The following is a 14443-nucleotide window of genomic DNA, read 5'->3' as shown; positions in this document are numbered from 1 at the left end:
GAGTATGCCTTGCCCCGAGGTGCTCGGGTCTCGCGGCCGGATCGGCTCAGTCCTTGTGGACGGTGCCGTCGGGGTCCAGACCCCGGAACGACAGGATCACGATGAGGATGCCGCCGCAGACGATCGCCGAGTCGGCGAGGTTGAAGACGGCGAAGTGCGCGGGGGCGATGAAGTCGACGACCGCGCCCTCGAAGACGCCGGGGGAGCGGAAGATCCGGTCCGTGAGGTTGCCCAGCGCGCCGCCGAGCAGCAGGCCGAGCGCGATCGCCCAGGGCAGGCTGTAGAGCTTCCGCGCCAGCCGGATGATCACGATGATCACGGCGGCCGCGATACAGGTGAAGATGATCGTGAAGGCCTCGCCCATGCCGAACGCGGCGCCCGGGTTCCGGATGGCGTCGAAGCGCAGCCAGTCGCCGATCACCCGGATCGGCTCACGGCCCTCCAGCTTGGCGACCACGAGCATCTTGCTGCCCAGGTCGAGCAGGTAGGCGAGGACGGCCACGACGAACAGGGCGAGGATCCTGCGCCTGCCCCTCGGCCGCTCCCCGGGAGCGGCGGAACCGTCGTCGGGGGTGGCCGTACCGTCGGCGGCCACCGTCTCGTCGGAGGCGGCCGGCTCCTCGGCCCCTGCTGAATCCGGCGTACCGATGATGCGCTCCGCCTCTGCCACGTGAGTGAGTCCCTCGACCTCGATGCCTGACCGTGCACCGAGGGTACGGCACAGGCGTACGAGACCGGCAGCCGAGATCACCGGCCGCGCGGCGTCCGGCCGGCGACGGCGCGGCGGCGGGGGCGGGGCGGCGGCGGGGCGTCCGGCCGGCGACGGCGCGGCGGTGACGGCGGCGCGGCGCCTGTTCGCCGCGCGGGCCGCCGTCGGCCGGAGCGGCGCTGCGCAGGTTCGCCGCTTCGCCGCCCCGGCCGCAGCCGCGCAGCCGCGCAGCACAGACTCGCCGCTTCGCCGCGCAGGCCGCCCCGGGCGGGGGGCGGCGCTACACCGGCTCGCCGCCCGGCCCGTCCCGGCCACGGCCCTCCCCGGCCACGCCCCGCGCCGCCCCGATCCGATCCGTGCCACCCCGGCCGGATCCGGGCCGCCCCGGCCACAACCCTCGCGGCCCCGGCCCCCCGGCGCCCGCCGAACGGCGCCGCCCGCAGGCGTCAGCCGCGCCGCTCCTGCCGCTGCTTGTCCTCGACGCAGAGCGTGGCCCGGGGGAAGGCCTGCATCCGCGCCTTGCCGATCGGCTTCCCGCACACCTCGCAGAGGCCGTACGTGCCCGCGTCGAGCCGTTCCAGGGCGTGCTCGGTCTGTTCCAGCATCTCCCGGGCGTTGGCGGCCAGGGCGAGCTCGTGCTCGCGGGTGATGTTCTTGGTGCCGGTGTCGGCCTGGTCGTCCCCGGCGCCGTCGCCCGAGTCCCGCATGAGGCCGGTGAGCTCCTCCTGGGAGTGCGCGAGCTCGCTGCGGAGTCTCAGCACCTCGGACTGGAGCTCGTCGCGGGCCTCGGTGACCTCGGCCGGGGTCCACGGGTCCTCCCCGGGACGTACCGCGAGCTCGCCGGTCCGGGCGGGAGGCACGGCGGCCTCGTCCCCGGCGGTCGTGACGCCACCCGCCGTCTTCTTCGCTGCCACCGTCCTGGCTCCTGTCTGCTTCTTCGCGGCGGACGCCGGGGCGGCGGCCGCCTTCTTCGCCGCGGCCTTCTTGGCGGGCGTCTTCCTGGCGGCGGCCTTCGGGGCAACCGTTTCCTCGGCGACCGCCACCTCCCCCGCGCTCTTCTTCACGGCGGTCTTCTTCACGGCGGCCTTCTTCGCGGTGGTCTTCCGGGGGGTGGTCTTCTTCGCGGTGGTCTTCTTCGCGGTGGTGCTCTTCGCGACCGTCGGCGGCTCCGCGACCGTCGTCTTCTTCCCGGCCACGTCCTTGGCGCCCTCCGCCGAACCGGTGGAACCGGCGGCCGAGGGCTTCTTCGCGGCGGTCTTCTTCGCCACCATGTCGCGGCCCCTTCACATTTTGTGATCTTGCTCGCGAATCGTGCTGGGACGATAAATCGGCCCAAGGCCCGCGGCAACGGGGCACGCCGCCGTTCCCACCCGCCCCCGCACCCCTCGGGGCGGGCCTGCCTCCGTTGTGCCCAGCTCCCCGCCGGGTAATCCGTCCCGCCCCTCCCCCACATGGCCGCACACCAAGTCCGCGCCGCCCCGTGTGGCCATTCGGGTCACGGGAAAACCTGTCTGCCACCCCACCCCTGGGCCCGTACACTGGTGCTGGCGAAAGGCTTGGATGGGGACGAGTAGCGTCGTACGCAGCCATGAGCGACCCGGGGACGGTGAGAGCCCGGGGGCGAGCCCGATGTGAAGCATCACCCCGGAGCCGTCGGAAGAAAGCCGCAGGGCACTGCGGTGACTAGACCCGGCGTCGCGACCCCAATGAGGGGGCTCAGGGCGTGCGCGCCCCGGGCCAAGGAGGGTGGTACCGCGGGAGCAGCGCTCTCGTCCCTCCGACGGAACGACGACAGTCCGCCGGAGGAACTCGATGACACCGCCGCAGTACCGCCAGGTGCCCGCCCAGGTCGACCTGCCCGCGATGGAGCACGCCGTGCTCGATTTCTGGCACGAGAACAAGGTCTTCGCCAAGACCCTCGAACAGTCCGAGGGACGCCCCGAGTGGGTGTTCTACGAGGGCCCGCCGACCGCCAACGGCATGCCGGGCGCCCACCACATCGAGGCCCGCGTCTTCAAGGACGTCTTCCCCCGCTTCCGGACGATGCGCGGCTACCACGTGGCCCGCAAGGCCGGCTGGGACTGCCACGGCCTCCCCGTGGAGCTCGCCGTCGAGAAGGAGCTCGGCTTCTCCGGCAAGAAGGACATCGAGGACTACGGCATCGCCGCGTTCAACGACAAGTGCCGCGAGTCCGTGACCCGGCACACCGACGCGTTCGCCGAGCTCACGACCCGCATGGGCTACTGGGTCGACCTGGACGACGCGTACCGGACCATGGACCCCTCGTACATCGAGTCGGTCTGGTGGTCGCTGAAGCAGATCTTCGACAAGGACCTGCTGGTCCAGGACCACCGCGTCGCCCCCTGGTGCCCGCGCTGCGGCACCGGCCTCTCCGACCACGAGCTGGCCCAGGGCTACGAGACGGTCGTCGACCCCTCGGTCTACGTCCGCTTCCCGCTGACCTCCGGCCCGCTCGCCGGCAAGGCGGCGCTCCTGGTCTGGACGACGACCCCGTGGACCCTGGTGTCCAACACCGCGGTCGCCGCCCACCCCGAGGTCACCTACGTCGTCGCCACCGACGGCGACGAGCGCGTCGTCGTCGCCCAGCCGCTGGTCGAGAAGGCCCTCGGCGAGGGCTGGGTCACCACCGGCGAGTCCTTCACGGGCGCCGAGATGGAGCGCTGGACCTACCAGCGCCCCTTCGAGCTGATCGAGTTCCCCGAGCCGGCCCACTACGTCGTCAACGCCGAGTACGTGACGACCGAGGACGGCACGGGTCTGGTCCACCAGTCCCCCGCCTTCGGCGAGGACGACCTCAAGGTCTGCAAGGCATACGGCCTGCCGGTCGTGAACCCGGTCCGTCCCGACGGCACCTTCGAGGAGGACGTGCCGCTGGTCGGCGGCGTCTTCTTCAAGAAGGCCGACGAGGCGCTCACCGCCGACCTGGACGCGCGCGGGCTGCTCTTCAAGCACATCGCGTACGAGCACAGCTACCCGCACTGCTGGCGCTGCCACACGGCGCTGCTGTACTACGCGCAGCCGTCCTGGTACATCCGCACGACCGCGGTCAAGGACCGCATGCTCGCGGAGAACGAGCGGACGAACTGGTTCCCCGACTCGGTCAAGCACGGCCGCTTCGGCGACTGGCTGACCAACAACGTCGACTGGGCGCTCTCCCGGAACCGCTACTGGGGCACCCCGCTGCCGATCTGGCGCTGCGAGGAGGGCCACCTGACCTGTGTGGGCTCGCGCGCCGAGCTGACCGAGCTGACGGGCACCGACCAGTCGCAGCTCGACCCGCACCGCCCGTACATCGACGCGGTGACCTTCGGCTGCCCCACCGAGGGCTGCTCGCTGGAGGCCACCCGGGTGCCGGAGGTCATCGACGCCTGGTACGACTCGGGCTCGATGCCGTTCGCGCAGTACGGCTACCCGTACGAGAACAAGGAACTCTTCGAGTCCCGCTACCCGGCGCAGTTCATCTCCGAGGCCATCGACCAGACCCGCGGCTGGTTCTACACGCTGATGGCCGTCGGCACGCTGGTCTTCGACAAGTCGTCCTACGAGAACGTGGTCTGCCTGGGCCACATCCTCGCCGAGGACGGCCGCAAGATGTCCAAGCACCTGGGGAACATCCTCCAGCCGATCCCGCTCATGGACCAGCACGGCGCCGACGCCGTCCGCTGGTTCATGGCGGCCGGCGGCTCCCCGTGGGCGGCCCGCCGGGTCGGCCACGGCACGATCCAGGAGGTCGTCCGCAAGACCCTCCTGACGTACTGGAACACGGTCGCCTTCCAGGCGCTGTACGCCCGCACGTCCGGCTGGGCCCCCTCGGCCGCGGACCCGGCGCCGGCCGACCGCACGGTCCTCGACCGGTGGCTGCTCTCCGAGCTGAACACGCTGGTCGCCGAGACGACCGAGGCGATGGAGTCGTACGACACCCAGCGCACCGGCAAGCTGATCTCCGCCTTCGTCGACGACCTCTCCAACTGGTACGTGCGCCGCTCCCGCCGCCGCTTCTGGCAGGGCGACAAGGCGGCCCTCCGCACCCTCCACGACGTGGTGGAGACGGTCACGCGCCTGATGGCCCCGCTGACCCCGTTCATCACCGAGCGGGTCTGGCAGGACCTGGTGGTGCCGGTGTCGCCTGACGCCCCCGAGTCGGTCCACCTGGCGACGTGGCCGGAGGCGGACACCACGGCGATCGACAAGACGCTCTCGGAGCAGATGCTCCTCGTCCGGCGCCTGGTCGAGCTGGGCCGGGCGACGCGCGCCGAGTCGGGCGTGAAGACCCGCCAGCCGCTCTCCCGGGCCCTGGTGGCGGCGACGGGCTTCTCGGCCCTCTCCACGGACCTCCAGGCCCAGATCACGGAGGAGCTGAACGTCAGCTCCCTGGCCTCCCTCTCGGAGGTGGGCGGCTCGCTGGTGGACACCACCGCCAAGGCGAACTTCCGCTCCCTGGGCAAGCGCTTCGGCAAGGGCGTCCAGGACGTGGCGAAGGCGGTGGCGGCGGCGGACGCGGCGGCGCTCTCGCTGGCCCTCCGCTCGGGCGAGGCGACCCTCTCGGTGAACGGCGAGGAGATCACCGTCACCCCCGAGGAGGTCATCATCACGGAGACCCCCCGCGAGGGCTGGTCGGTGGCCTCGGACGCGGGCGCGACGGTCGCCCTGGACCTGGAGATCACCCCGGAGCTCCGCAAGGCGGGACTGGCCCGTGACGCGATCCGCCTGATCCAGGAGGCCCGCAAGAACAGCGGCCTGGACGTGGCGGACCGCATCGCGCTCCGCTGGGTGACGGATTCCCCGGAGACGGCGGAGGCCCTGACGGCCCACGCGGGCCTGATCGCGGACGAGGTCCTGGCGACGGACCACGCGCAGGGCGAGGCGGACACCACGTACGGCGAGCCGTTCACGGACGACTCCCTGAACCTCACCTTCCGCCTCCGCAAGGCCTAACCCCCCCGCGCGAAGGGCCCGGCACCAACCTGGTGCCGGGCCCTTCGCCATCCCTCCCACCCACCTCACCGCGGGCACCACCCTTGCCGGGCCCAGGCTCCCTCGCCTGAACCCGCACCGCCGGTGCGGTGCACAGCCGGCCGCGGGTACGGCAAAGGGCCGGGCCCGGTTTCCCGGGTCCGGCCCTTCGGCCTGCCGACGGCTACGCGCTCATCGCGCGACCACGCGCCGTCAGTTGTCGTCCTCGTCGATCAGGAAGCCGCGCATCGGCGCCGGCGCCTGCTGCATCGGCTGCGGAGCCTGCGGACGGACCGGAGCCATCGGCTGGGTCATCGCCGGAGACATCTGCTGCTGGCCGCCGTAGGACGGGGCGCCGCCCATGGACGGTCCACCGCCCATCCCGCCGTTGCCGCCGTAGGACGGCGCACCGGCGCCGGCCGAGGCCATCGACGGGGCCGGCGGCAGCGAGGCCGCGGCCGGGGTGCGCGGCGGGGCGAGCGAGTCGTCGGCCTGGGTCTCCAGCTGACGCAGCTGCGACTCCAGGTACGACTTCAGACGCGTGCGGTACTCGCGCTCGAAGCCGCGCAGGTCCTCGACCTTGCGCTCCAGCGTCGCGCGGGCGGACTCCAGGGAGCCCATCGCGACGCGGTGCTTCTCCTGCGCGTCCCGCTCAAGAGCGTCCGCCTTGGCGCGGGCGTCCCGCTCCAGGCCCTCGGCGCGCGAACGCGCCTCGCCGACGATCTTGTTGGCCTCGGAGCGGGCCTCGGCGATCGCCTGGTCGGCGGTCTGCTGGGCCAGCGAGAGGACACGCGCGGCACTGTCGCCACCGGGGCCCTGCTGCGGCTGCTGCATCTGCGGCGGCATCTGCTGCTGCATCTGCTGCTGCTGCGGGTGACCCATGGGGCCGCCCTGCATCGGGCCGGGGCCCATGGGGCCGCCCTGCATCGGACCGCCCTGCATGGGGCCGCCCTGCATCGGGCCACCCTGCATCGGGCCGGCCGGGAGCTGCGGGGCACCGGACGGAAGCTGCGGCGGGCCCATCTGCGGCGGCTGCTGCTGGACCGGAGGTCCGGATATGGCGGCGGGCACGGGCGCGCCGGGACCGACGGGACGATCCTGCTGCTCCGGGGGCTTGCGCATGCCCTGCTGCTGCTGGTTCTGCGCGGCGGCACGCGTCGCGGCGGCCAGCTTGGCGCGCAGGTCCTCGTTCTCGCGGAGCAGGCGGGTCAGCTCGGCCTCGACCTCGTCGAGGAAGGCATCGACCTCGTCCTCGTCATAGCCTTCTCGGAGGCGGACGGTCGTGAACTGCTTGTTCCGCACGTCCTCGGGGGTCAGCGGCATCTCTTCTTCACCTCTACGTAGTCGTCGGCAGTCGGCAAGACCGTATCGTCCACATTCACCTCGCGAAGCTGCTCACGATGGAGATCAGGATGTAGACAATGATCATCAGAACGAAGAAGGACAGGTCGAGTGCCACGCCCCCGAGACGCAGCGGCGGGATGAGTCGCCGCAGAAGCTTGAGCGGTGGATCGGTGACAGTGTAGGTGGCCTCAAGGACGACCACCATCGCCTTACCGGGTTGCCATGAACGGGCGAACTGGAAGACGTAGTCCATGACAAGTCGGACGATCAGGAGGACGAGGAAGCACATCAGCACGATGTAGACCACCTGTAGTGCGACGCCCATCCCGCGGTTCCCTCTCCCCTGACTTACGTGCTCTCACTTGTTCCGGCCGCTTCGCGACCGGTCCGTCCGGTTCTCGTGTTCTCAGCTCTGGTTGAAGAATCCGCCCTCTGCGATCCGGGCCTTGTCCTCCGCCGTGACATCGACGTTAGCAGGCGACAACAGGAACACCTTCTGCGTCACTCGCTCAATGCTGCCATGGAGCCCGAAGACGAGTCCGGCGGCAAAGTCGACAAGTCGCTTCGCGTCCGTGTCGTCCATCTCCGTGAGGTTCATGATCACCGGGGTGCCCTCGCGGAAGTGTTCCCCGATGGTACGGGCCTCGTTGTAGGTCCGGGGGTGCAGCGTGGTGATGCGGTAGGGCTCCCGCTCGGACACGACCTTGGGCATGATCACGGGTGCGTTCTTCTCCATGCTGGGACGTTCGGGTGTGATGGATGCCACGGGGGCAATTCGGGCCGGACGTCCGCTTTCGGCGAGTACCGGTACAGGATGGGACATCGGTTCGCGGGGGGCCGGAGGCTGCACCACTCGCACCGGTTCCTCACGCTCCACCTGTCGCGGGGGCGCGATGTGGCGCCGGTCGCGCTCGGGCTCCGGCTCCAGCTCGGGTTCGAAGTCGTCGTCGGGGTCGAAGCCCCGGCCGTCGTACCCATCGTCCTCCACGAGGCCGAGGTAGACCGCCATCTTGCGCATCGCGCCGGCCATTCTCTGAGTCCTCCGCTCTGTGGTGGATCGCCATACCGGCCGATGTCGCAGCGTCACCAAGTGCCCGCGATCCACGGGTCGTCCCGCCGTTCTGCGGAATGACCATATTTTCTGCTGTGGTCCGACTTGCTTCGCGACGTTACCCGAGCTTCGGGCGGACTCCGAGTACCGCCGTACCGACGCGTACGTGTGTCGCCCCGGCAGCGACGGCCTCCTCGAGGTCCGCACTCATCCCTGCTGACACCATGTTCGCAGCCGGACGGGTCGCGCGCAGGGCAGTCGACAAATCCATCAGCCGGTCGAAGGCGGCGCGTTGCCGTCCCGCGTACGGGCCGGAGAGCGGCGCGACGGTCATGAGTCCGCCGAGCCGCAGCCCCGGAGCGGCGTCCACCGCGGCCGCCAACTCCTCGATCCCGTCGGGGGCGACACCGCCGCGGTCGCCCCGCTCGCCGGACTCGGCGTCGAGCGCGACCTGCAGGAGGCAGCCGAGCTCGCGGCCCTCCCTCTCCGCGGCCGCGGAGAGCGAGGAAACGAGCTTCAAGCGGTCGACGGACTGCACCACATCGGCATAACCCACCACGGATCTGACCTTGTTGGTCTGCAACTGACCCACGAAGTGCCAGGTCAGATCAAGGTCGGCGCAGGCGGCCGCCTTCGGGGCGGCGTCCTGGTCCCGGTTCTCGGCGACGTGCCGCACGCCGAGTCCGTGGAGGATCCTCACATCGCTCGCGGGATAGGTCTTGGTGACCACGACGAGCGTCACCTCTTCCCGCGGGCGCCCGGCGGCCGCGCAGGCGGCTGCGATGCGCGCCTCCACCCGGGCCAGGTTCTCGGCGAGTTCCGACGTGCGGTCCGTCATGTCTCTTCTCAGTCCAACCAGACATATCCCGCGAGTCGCCCCGTGGTGCGATCGCGGCGGTACGAGTAGTGGTCAACGGATTCCCGGGTGCAGACCGTACTGGCCTGCCGGTCCGTGACGCCGAGCCGTTCGAGCTGGGCGAGGACTCCGGCGGTGACGTCGACGGCCGGGGTGCCCCAGCTCGTCTCGGCCCAGGCGGCGGGTTCGGTCCCGGCGACCTCGGCCCGCATGGCCTCCGGCACCTCGTAGCAGCGCCCGCAGACGGCGGGGCCGGTGCGGGCGACGATACGGGCGGGGTCGGCGCCGAGGTCGATCATGGCCGCGACCGCGGCGGGAACGACGCCCGCCACCATCCCGGGCCGTCCCGCGTGGGCGGCGGCCGCGACCCCGGCGACCGGGTCGGCGAGGAGGACGGGGACGCAGTCCGCGGTGAGGACGGCGAGGGCGACTCCGGGCCGGGAGGTGACGAGGGCGTCCACCGACGGGATCCCGTCGGCGCCCCACGGCCCTTCGACCTCGGCGACGTCCGCGCCGTGCACCTGGTTCATCCAGACCACCGACGCGGGGTCGAGCCCGAGGGCTCCGGCCGCGCGTGCCCGGTTGGTCCGTACCGCCTCGGGGGTGTCGCCCACCGCGCCGCCGAGGTTGAGCTCCTCGTACGGAACGGCGCTCACCCCGCCCCACCGGTCGGTGAAGGCGAAGTGCGCGCCGTTCGCGTCGAAGCGCTGTCCTATCACTTCAGGAAGTCCGGGACGTCCAGCTCTTCGGCCTGGCTGTCCGCGTACGGACGGGCCGGCGGGACGACCGGAGGGGCGGACTGCAGCGGGGTCTCGTTGACCGCCGGCGCCGGCTCGGCCGGAGCCTGGGCCGGCTCCTCGCGCGGGGCGACCGTGCCGAGGCCGCCCAGCGGGCGGGAGGTCTCGACGTGGCGGGGCGCCGGGGCCGGCTCCTCGCGCTTGGCGGAGACCGAGCCGATGATGTTGTCCCGGCGGGCCGGCGGCTGGCCGCCGTCGAAGCCGGCCGCGATGACGGTGACCCGGACCTCGTCGCCGAGGGCGTCGTCGATGACGGCGCCGAAGATGATGTTGGCCTCCGGGTGTGCGGCCTCGCTGACCAGCTGCGCGGCCTCGTTGATCTCGAAGAGACCGAGGTCGCTGCCGCCGGAGATGGAGAGCAGCACGCCGCGGGCGCCGTCGATGGAGGCCTCGAGGAGCGGCGAGGAGATCGCCATCTCCGCCGCGGCCACCGCGCGGTCGTCGCCGCGGGCGGAGCCGATGCCCATCAGGGCCGAACCGGCCTCGGACATGACCGACTTGACGTCGGCGAAGTCGAGGTTGATCAGACCCGGGGTGGTGATGAGGTCGGTGATGCCCTGCACACCGCTCAGCAGCACCTGGTCGGCCGACTTGAAGGCGTCGAGCACGGAGACCTGGCGGTCCGAGATCGACAGGAGCCGGTCGTTGGGGATGACGATGAGGGTGTCGACCTCTTCGCGGAGCTCGGCGATGCCGTCCTCCGCCTGGTTGGCGCGACGGCGGCCCTCGAAGGTGAACGGCCGGGTGACCACACCGATCGTCAGGGCGCCGAGCGAGCGCGCGATGTTGGCGACGACGGGTGCGCCGCCGGTGCCGGTGCCGCCGCCCTCTCCGGCGGTGACGAAGACCATGTCGGCCCCCTTGAGGACCTCCTCGATCTCCTCACGGTGGTCCTCTGCCGCCTTGCGACCGACGGCCGGGTTCGCCCCGGCGCCGAGGCCGCGGGTGAGTTCACGGCCGACGTCGAGCTTGACGTCGGCGTCGCTCATCAACAGCGCTTGCGCGTCGGTGTTGATGGCGATGAACTCGACGCCCTTGAGACCGACCTCGATCATTCGGTTGATGGCATTGACACCACCGCCGCCGACACCGATGACCTTGATGACTGCGAGGTAGTTCTGCGGTGCTGCCACGTCGAAGGCCTCTCGCCTCGAGTTACGTGTCGTCGCTGCGCGGTTGTTCGCGCGGCTCCGACGGATGCCGATTGGGACGGTCCGAAACGCCGACCCAAACCCTAACGTTGAAGTTTAGGGTTACCAGTGTCTCTGTTCGCTGGACTCTTCCGGACAGGACACTAAGTCGACAAGTGGCGCACGTTCAACGAACACGCCGAACCTCCCGTTTTTCTTTTCACCCTATGTGATCACCCGTAGCGCTGGCCAACCAGGGGGCTGGCCAGGGGTGATTCCCGTCAACTCCCGGACGAGGCGGGCGCTGTGGGGGCACTTACATCGAAGTGCCCCGCTTTGGGAGTGGCTTTCAGGAGCGCGGTGAGAACGCGGGCCTTGACGGGACCGTGTTCGCCGCTGCCCCAGAAGACGGTGCGCCCCCTGGTCAGCTCCAGAGTGACGGAGTCGTACGAGGTGACGCGTACGACACGAGTGTTCCGGGCGATTTCGGCCGGGAGTTCACCCCGGACGCGCACCGCCTCCCGGAGCAGCCGGTCCGCGCCGAAGCGGCGCAGACTCGGCGAGGAGGCGCTGTCGAGGACGAGGCGGGGGACGCCGCGGGGAGCGGTGTCGACGGTGGCGAACCGCATTCCGGTCGCGTCCACTTCGATGAACTTTCCGCCCTTTTCCATCAGGAGAACGGGCTTCCGTTCCGTCACTTTCAGCCCGATTCCGTGCGGCCAGGACCGTACGACGTCCACCGACTCGATCCGCGGGAGCCTCTCCCGCAGCCGCGCCTCGATGGCCTCGGTGTCGACGGTGACGAGCGGGGCGCCCATCGGGACGGCGGCGACGGCCTCGACCTCGCCCGAGGTCAGGACCGAAGTGCCGGAAGTCTTCACACGTTCCACACGGAACCAGTTCGAGCCGTAGAGCGCCCAGATGCCGCCGGCCGTGACGAGGAGAACCGCGAGGGCGATGAGGAGCACCCGGGTGCCTGGCACCCGGAATCTGCGATTCCGGGTGCCAGGCCGGGACGGACCGTCCGACGAGCCCTTCGACGACCTCTTCGACTCGCTCGCGCCGCTCTTCTCCGCGGTCGTCGGTCCGGCTGCCACGTGGCGTCTCCTGCCCTCAGCCGCCGCGCTACGCCTGGCGGCGCGCGGCGATCGCCTCGTACACCATGCCGACGAGCAGGTCGTCGGCGTCCCGGCGGCCGAACTCGGCGGCGGCGCGGGACATCTCGTACAACCGGTGCGGATCGGCCAGTACGGGCAGGACGTTGCCCTGCACCCACTGCGGCGACAGCTCCGCGTCGTCGACGAGGAGCCCGCCGCCGGCCTTGACCACCGGCTGGGCGTTGAGCCGCTGTTCGCCGTTGCCGATGGGCAGCGGTACGTACGCGGCGGGCAGCCCGACGGCGGACAGCTCGGCGACGGTCATGGCGCCCGCGCGGCAGAGCATCATGTCGGCCGCGGCGTACGCGAGATCCATCCGGTCCACGTACGGTACCGGCACATAGGGCGGCATTCCGGGCATGTTGTCGACACGCGGCATTTCGTTCTTCGGGCCGACCGCGTGCAGGATCTGGATGCCGGAGCGCTGGAGCACCGGGGCGATCTGCTGGATCACCTCGTTGAGCCGCCGGGCGCCCTGGGAGCCGCCGGAGACGAGGAGCGTCGGCAGGTTCGGGTCGAGCCCGAAAGCGGCGCGCGCCTCGGGGCGCACCCGCGCCCGGTCGAGGGTCGCGATGGTGTGCCGCAGCGGAATGCCGATGTAACGGGCGTTGCGGAGCTTGCTGTCCGGGGTCGCGACGGCGACCCCGGCCGCGTACCGCGAACCGATCTTGTTGGCCAGGCCGGGCCGGGCGTTGGCCTCGTGGACCACGATCGGCACCCCGAGGCGCTTGGCCGCCAGATAGCCCGGCAGCGCCACGTAGCCGCCGAAGCCCACCACGCAGTCCGCCTTGGTGCGCTCCAGGATCTGCTCGGCCGCCTTGATGGTGCCGCGCAGCCGCCCGGGAACGGTGATCAGCTCGGGGGTGGGCTTGCGGGGCAGCGGTACGGCCGGGATGAGGGCCAACTCGTAGCCCCGCTCGGGCACGAGCCGGGTCTCCAGACCCTTCTCCGTGCCGAGCGCCGTGATCCCCACGCTGGGGTCCTGCCTCCGCAGGGCGTCCGCGAGGGCCAGCGCGGGCTCGATGTGGCCGGCGGTCCCCCCGCCGGCGAGTACGACATGCACCGAAATTCACCGCTCTCCGGACGGGCGCTTCTTGACGCGCCGTCGCATCGACTTCCATCTCACCCCGGCCCGCTTACCCCAGCCGGGGCGGCGCATGGCCAGGGCCGCTTTCGCGGCGGGTTCCTGTCGCGCGAAGGCGATGAGGAGCCCGACGGCGAACATGGTCGGCAGCAGGGCCGACCCACCGTAGGAGAACAACGGGAGCGGGACACCGGCGATCGGCAGCAGACCGAGCACCGCACCGATGTTGATCACGGCCTGAGCCGTGATCCAGGTGGTCACACCTCCCGCGGCGAACCTCACGAAGGGGTCCTCCGTGCCTCCGGCCACGCGGATACCCGCATAGCCTAGAGCCGCGAACAGGGCGAGTACCGACAGCGTCCCCGCGAGACCCAGTTCCTCACCGGTGACCGCGAAGATGAAGTCGGTGTGCGCCTCGGGCAGTTGGCCCCATTTCTCGACGCTCGCACCGAGTCCGGAACCGAACCATCCACCCGACGCCAGAGCATAGATTCCGTGCGCGGCCTGCAGGCAGGGGGCTCCCTCACCGCCGGGGTCGGAGGCTCCGATGCACTGGAACCGGTCCATGCGGTGCGGGCTCGTCTTGATGAGGAGCGCCCCGAGGGCACCGGCCACCGCGAGCACTCCGACGAAGAGCCGGGTGGGCGCTCCCGCGGTCCACAGCAGGCCGAAGAGAATCGCGGTGAGGATGATCGCGGTGCCCATGTCGCCGCCGAGCATGATGAGTCCGAGCAGCATGAAGGCGCCCGGGACCAGCGGCACCAGCATGTGCTTCCACTGCGTGAGCAGCCTCATGTCGTTCTTGCGGGCGAGCAGGTCCGCGCCCCAGAGGATCAGCCCCAGTTTGCCGAACTCGCTGGGCTGCAGCATGAACGGGCCGCCCAGCGAGATCCAGTTCTGGTTGCCGCCGACGGAGTGCCCTATCCCCGGGATCTGCACCAGGACCATCAGGAAGACCGCGCCGACCAGGATCGGGTAGGCGAGGGCCCGGTGGAGCTTCACGGGCATCCGTGAGGCGACCAGGAGCAGTCCGGTGCCCAGGAGCGCGGCGAAGAACTGCTTGCGGAAGAAGTAGGACGGCACGAGCTCGTAGCGGAGCGCCGTGATCATCGAGGCGGAGTAGACCATCACGAGGCCGAGCGCGGTGATGAGCATGCCCGCGCCGATGATCACGTAATACGCCGTGAGCGGCCGGTCCCAGGCCTTCCGCGCCCGCTCCTGGAGCCGTCGCAGGCCCCCGCCGCGGGGTCGCCGCGGGGTCGCGGGGGCCCGCCCTCCGCCGCGTACGGCGGAGGGCCCGCGTGTCCCTGCGATCTTGCTCGGCATGGTCGCTGCCCCCTC

12 protein-coding genes are annotated in these 14443 nt (G+C 71.0%); 1 reads left to right on the top strand and 11 read right to left on the bottom strand.

All coding sequences use genetic code 11. From position 1 onward, the window contains the following. Window positions 1-46: 46 nt before the first annotated feature. Both lspA and AMK27_RS33295 read right to left on the bottom strand, forming a co-directional pair. Entirely contained in the window at window positions 47-670 is a 624-nt protein-coding gene (gene lspA / locus AMK27_RS33300; protein ID WP_073916811.1) for a signal peptidase II, read from the bottom strand. A 485-nt stretch (window positions 671-1155) separates the two neighbouring features. Continuing rightward, complete coding sequence (locus tag AMK27_RS33295; protein WP_073916809.1) at window positions 1156-1980, bottom strand: TraR/DksA family transcriptional regulator; 825 nt, start codon at window positions 1978-1980, stop codon at window positions 1156-1158. Window positions 1981-2521: 541 nt separating this feature from the next. Here AMK27_RS33295 and ileS point away from each other — a divergent pair. Further along, complete coding sequence (ileS, locus tag AMK27_RS33290) at window positions 2522-5665, top strand: isoleucine--tRNA ligase (protein WP_073916807.1); 3144 nt, start codon at window positions 2522-2524, stop codon at window positions 5663-5665. A 231-nt stretch (window positions 5666-5896) separates the two neighbouring features. Here ileS and AMK27_RS33285 read toward each other — a convergent pair whose 3' ends face one another. The 9 genes from AMK27_RS33285 to ftsW all read right to left on the bottom strand — a co-directional run bounded on the left by AMK27_RS33285 (window position 5897) and on the right by ftsW (window position 14428). Beyond that, the gene (locus AMK27_RS33285) at window positions 5897-7006 is read right to left on the bottom strand and encodes a DivIVA domain-containing protein (RefSeq protein WP_073916804.1); all 1110 of its coding nucleotides are present in this window, start codon (window positions 7004-7006) and stop codon (window positions 5897-5899) included. 55 nt (window positions 7007-7061) lie between these two features. Next, on the bottom strand, window positions 7062-7352 hold the full coding sequence (locus AMK27_RS33280) for a YggT family protein (protein WP_017238790.1): 291 nt from the start codon (window positions 7350-7352) through the stop codon (window positions 7062-7064). An 81-nt stretch (window positions 7353-7433) separates the two neighbouring features. Continuing rightward, window positions 7434-8057: a cell division protein SepF gene (locus tag AMK27_RS33275; RefSeq protein WP_073916802.1), complete on the bottom strand. Its 624-nt coding sequence runs from the start codon at window positions 8055-8057 to the stop codon at window positions 7434-7436. Window positions 8058-8196: 139 nt separating this feature from the next. After that, the gene (locus AMK27_RS33270) at window positions 8197-8916 is read right to left on the bottom strand and encodes a YggS family pyridoxal phosphate-dependent enzyme (RefSeq protein ID WP_073916800.1); all 720 of its coding nucleotides are present in this window, start codon (window positions 8914-8916) and stop codon (window positions 8197-8199) included. Between the two features lie 8 nt (window positions 8917-8924). Further along, complete coding sequence (pgeF, locus tag AMK27_RS33265; RefSeq protein WP_073916797.1) at window positions 8925-9653, bottom strand: peptidoglycan editing factor PgeF; 729 nt, start codon at window positions 9651-9653, stop codon at window positions 8925-8927. Next, window positions 9650-10864 (bottom strand): cell division protein FtsZ, encoded by a 1215-nt coding sequence (ftsZ, locus tag AMK27_RS33260; RefSeq protein WP_073916795.1) that lies wholly within the window; start codon window positions 10862-10864, stop codon window positions 9650-9652. The genes pgeF and ftsZ overlap by 4 nt, the downstream gene beginning before the upstream one ends. Window positions 10865-11142: 278 nt before the next feature. Next, window positions 11143-11958 (bottom strand): cell division protein FtsQ/DivIB, encoded by an 816-nt coding sequence (locus AMK27_RS33250; RefSeq protein ID WP_073916791.1) that lies wholly within the window; start codon window positions 11956-11958, stop codon window positions 11143-11145. Window positions 11959-11986: 28 nt separating this feature from the next. Next, window positions 11987-13081 (bottom strand): undecaprenyldiphospho-muramoylpentapeptide beta-N-acetylglucosaminyltransferase, encoded by a 1095-nt coding sequence (gene murG / locus AMK27_RS33245; protein WP_030314515.1) that lies wholly within the window; start codon window positions 13079-13081, stop codon window positions 11987-11989. A 6-nt stretch (window positions 13082-13087) separates the two neighbouring features. Next, the gene (gene ftsW, locus AMK27_RS33240; protein ID WP_073916789.1) at window positions 13088-14428 is read right to left on the bottom strand and encodes a putative lipid II flippase FtsW; all 1341 of its coding nucleotides are present in this window, start codon (window positions 14426-14428) and stop codon (window positions 13088-13090) included. Window positions 14429-14443: the final 15 nt, after the last annotated feature.

This window comes from Streptomyces sp. CB02009, from assembly GCF_001905825.1.
Classification (GTDB): Bacteria; Actinomycetota; Actinomycetes; order Streptomycetales; family Streptomycetaceae; genus Streptomyces.
This window is presented reverse-complemented; position numbering and strand designations above follow the sequence as displayed.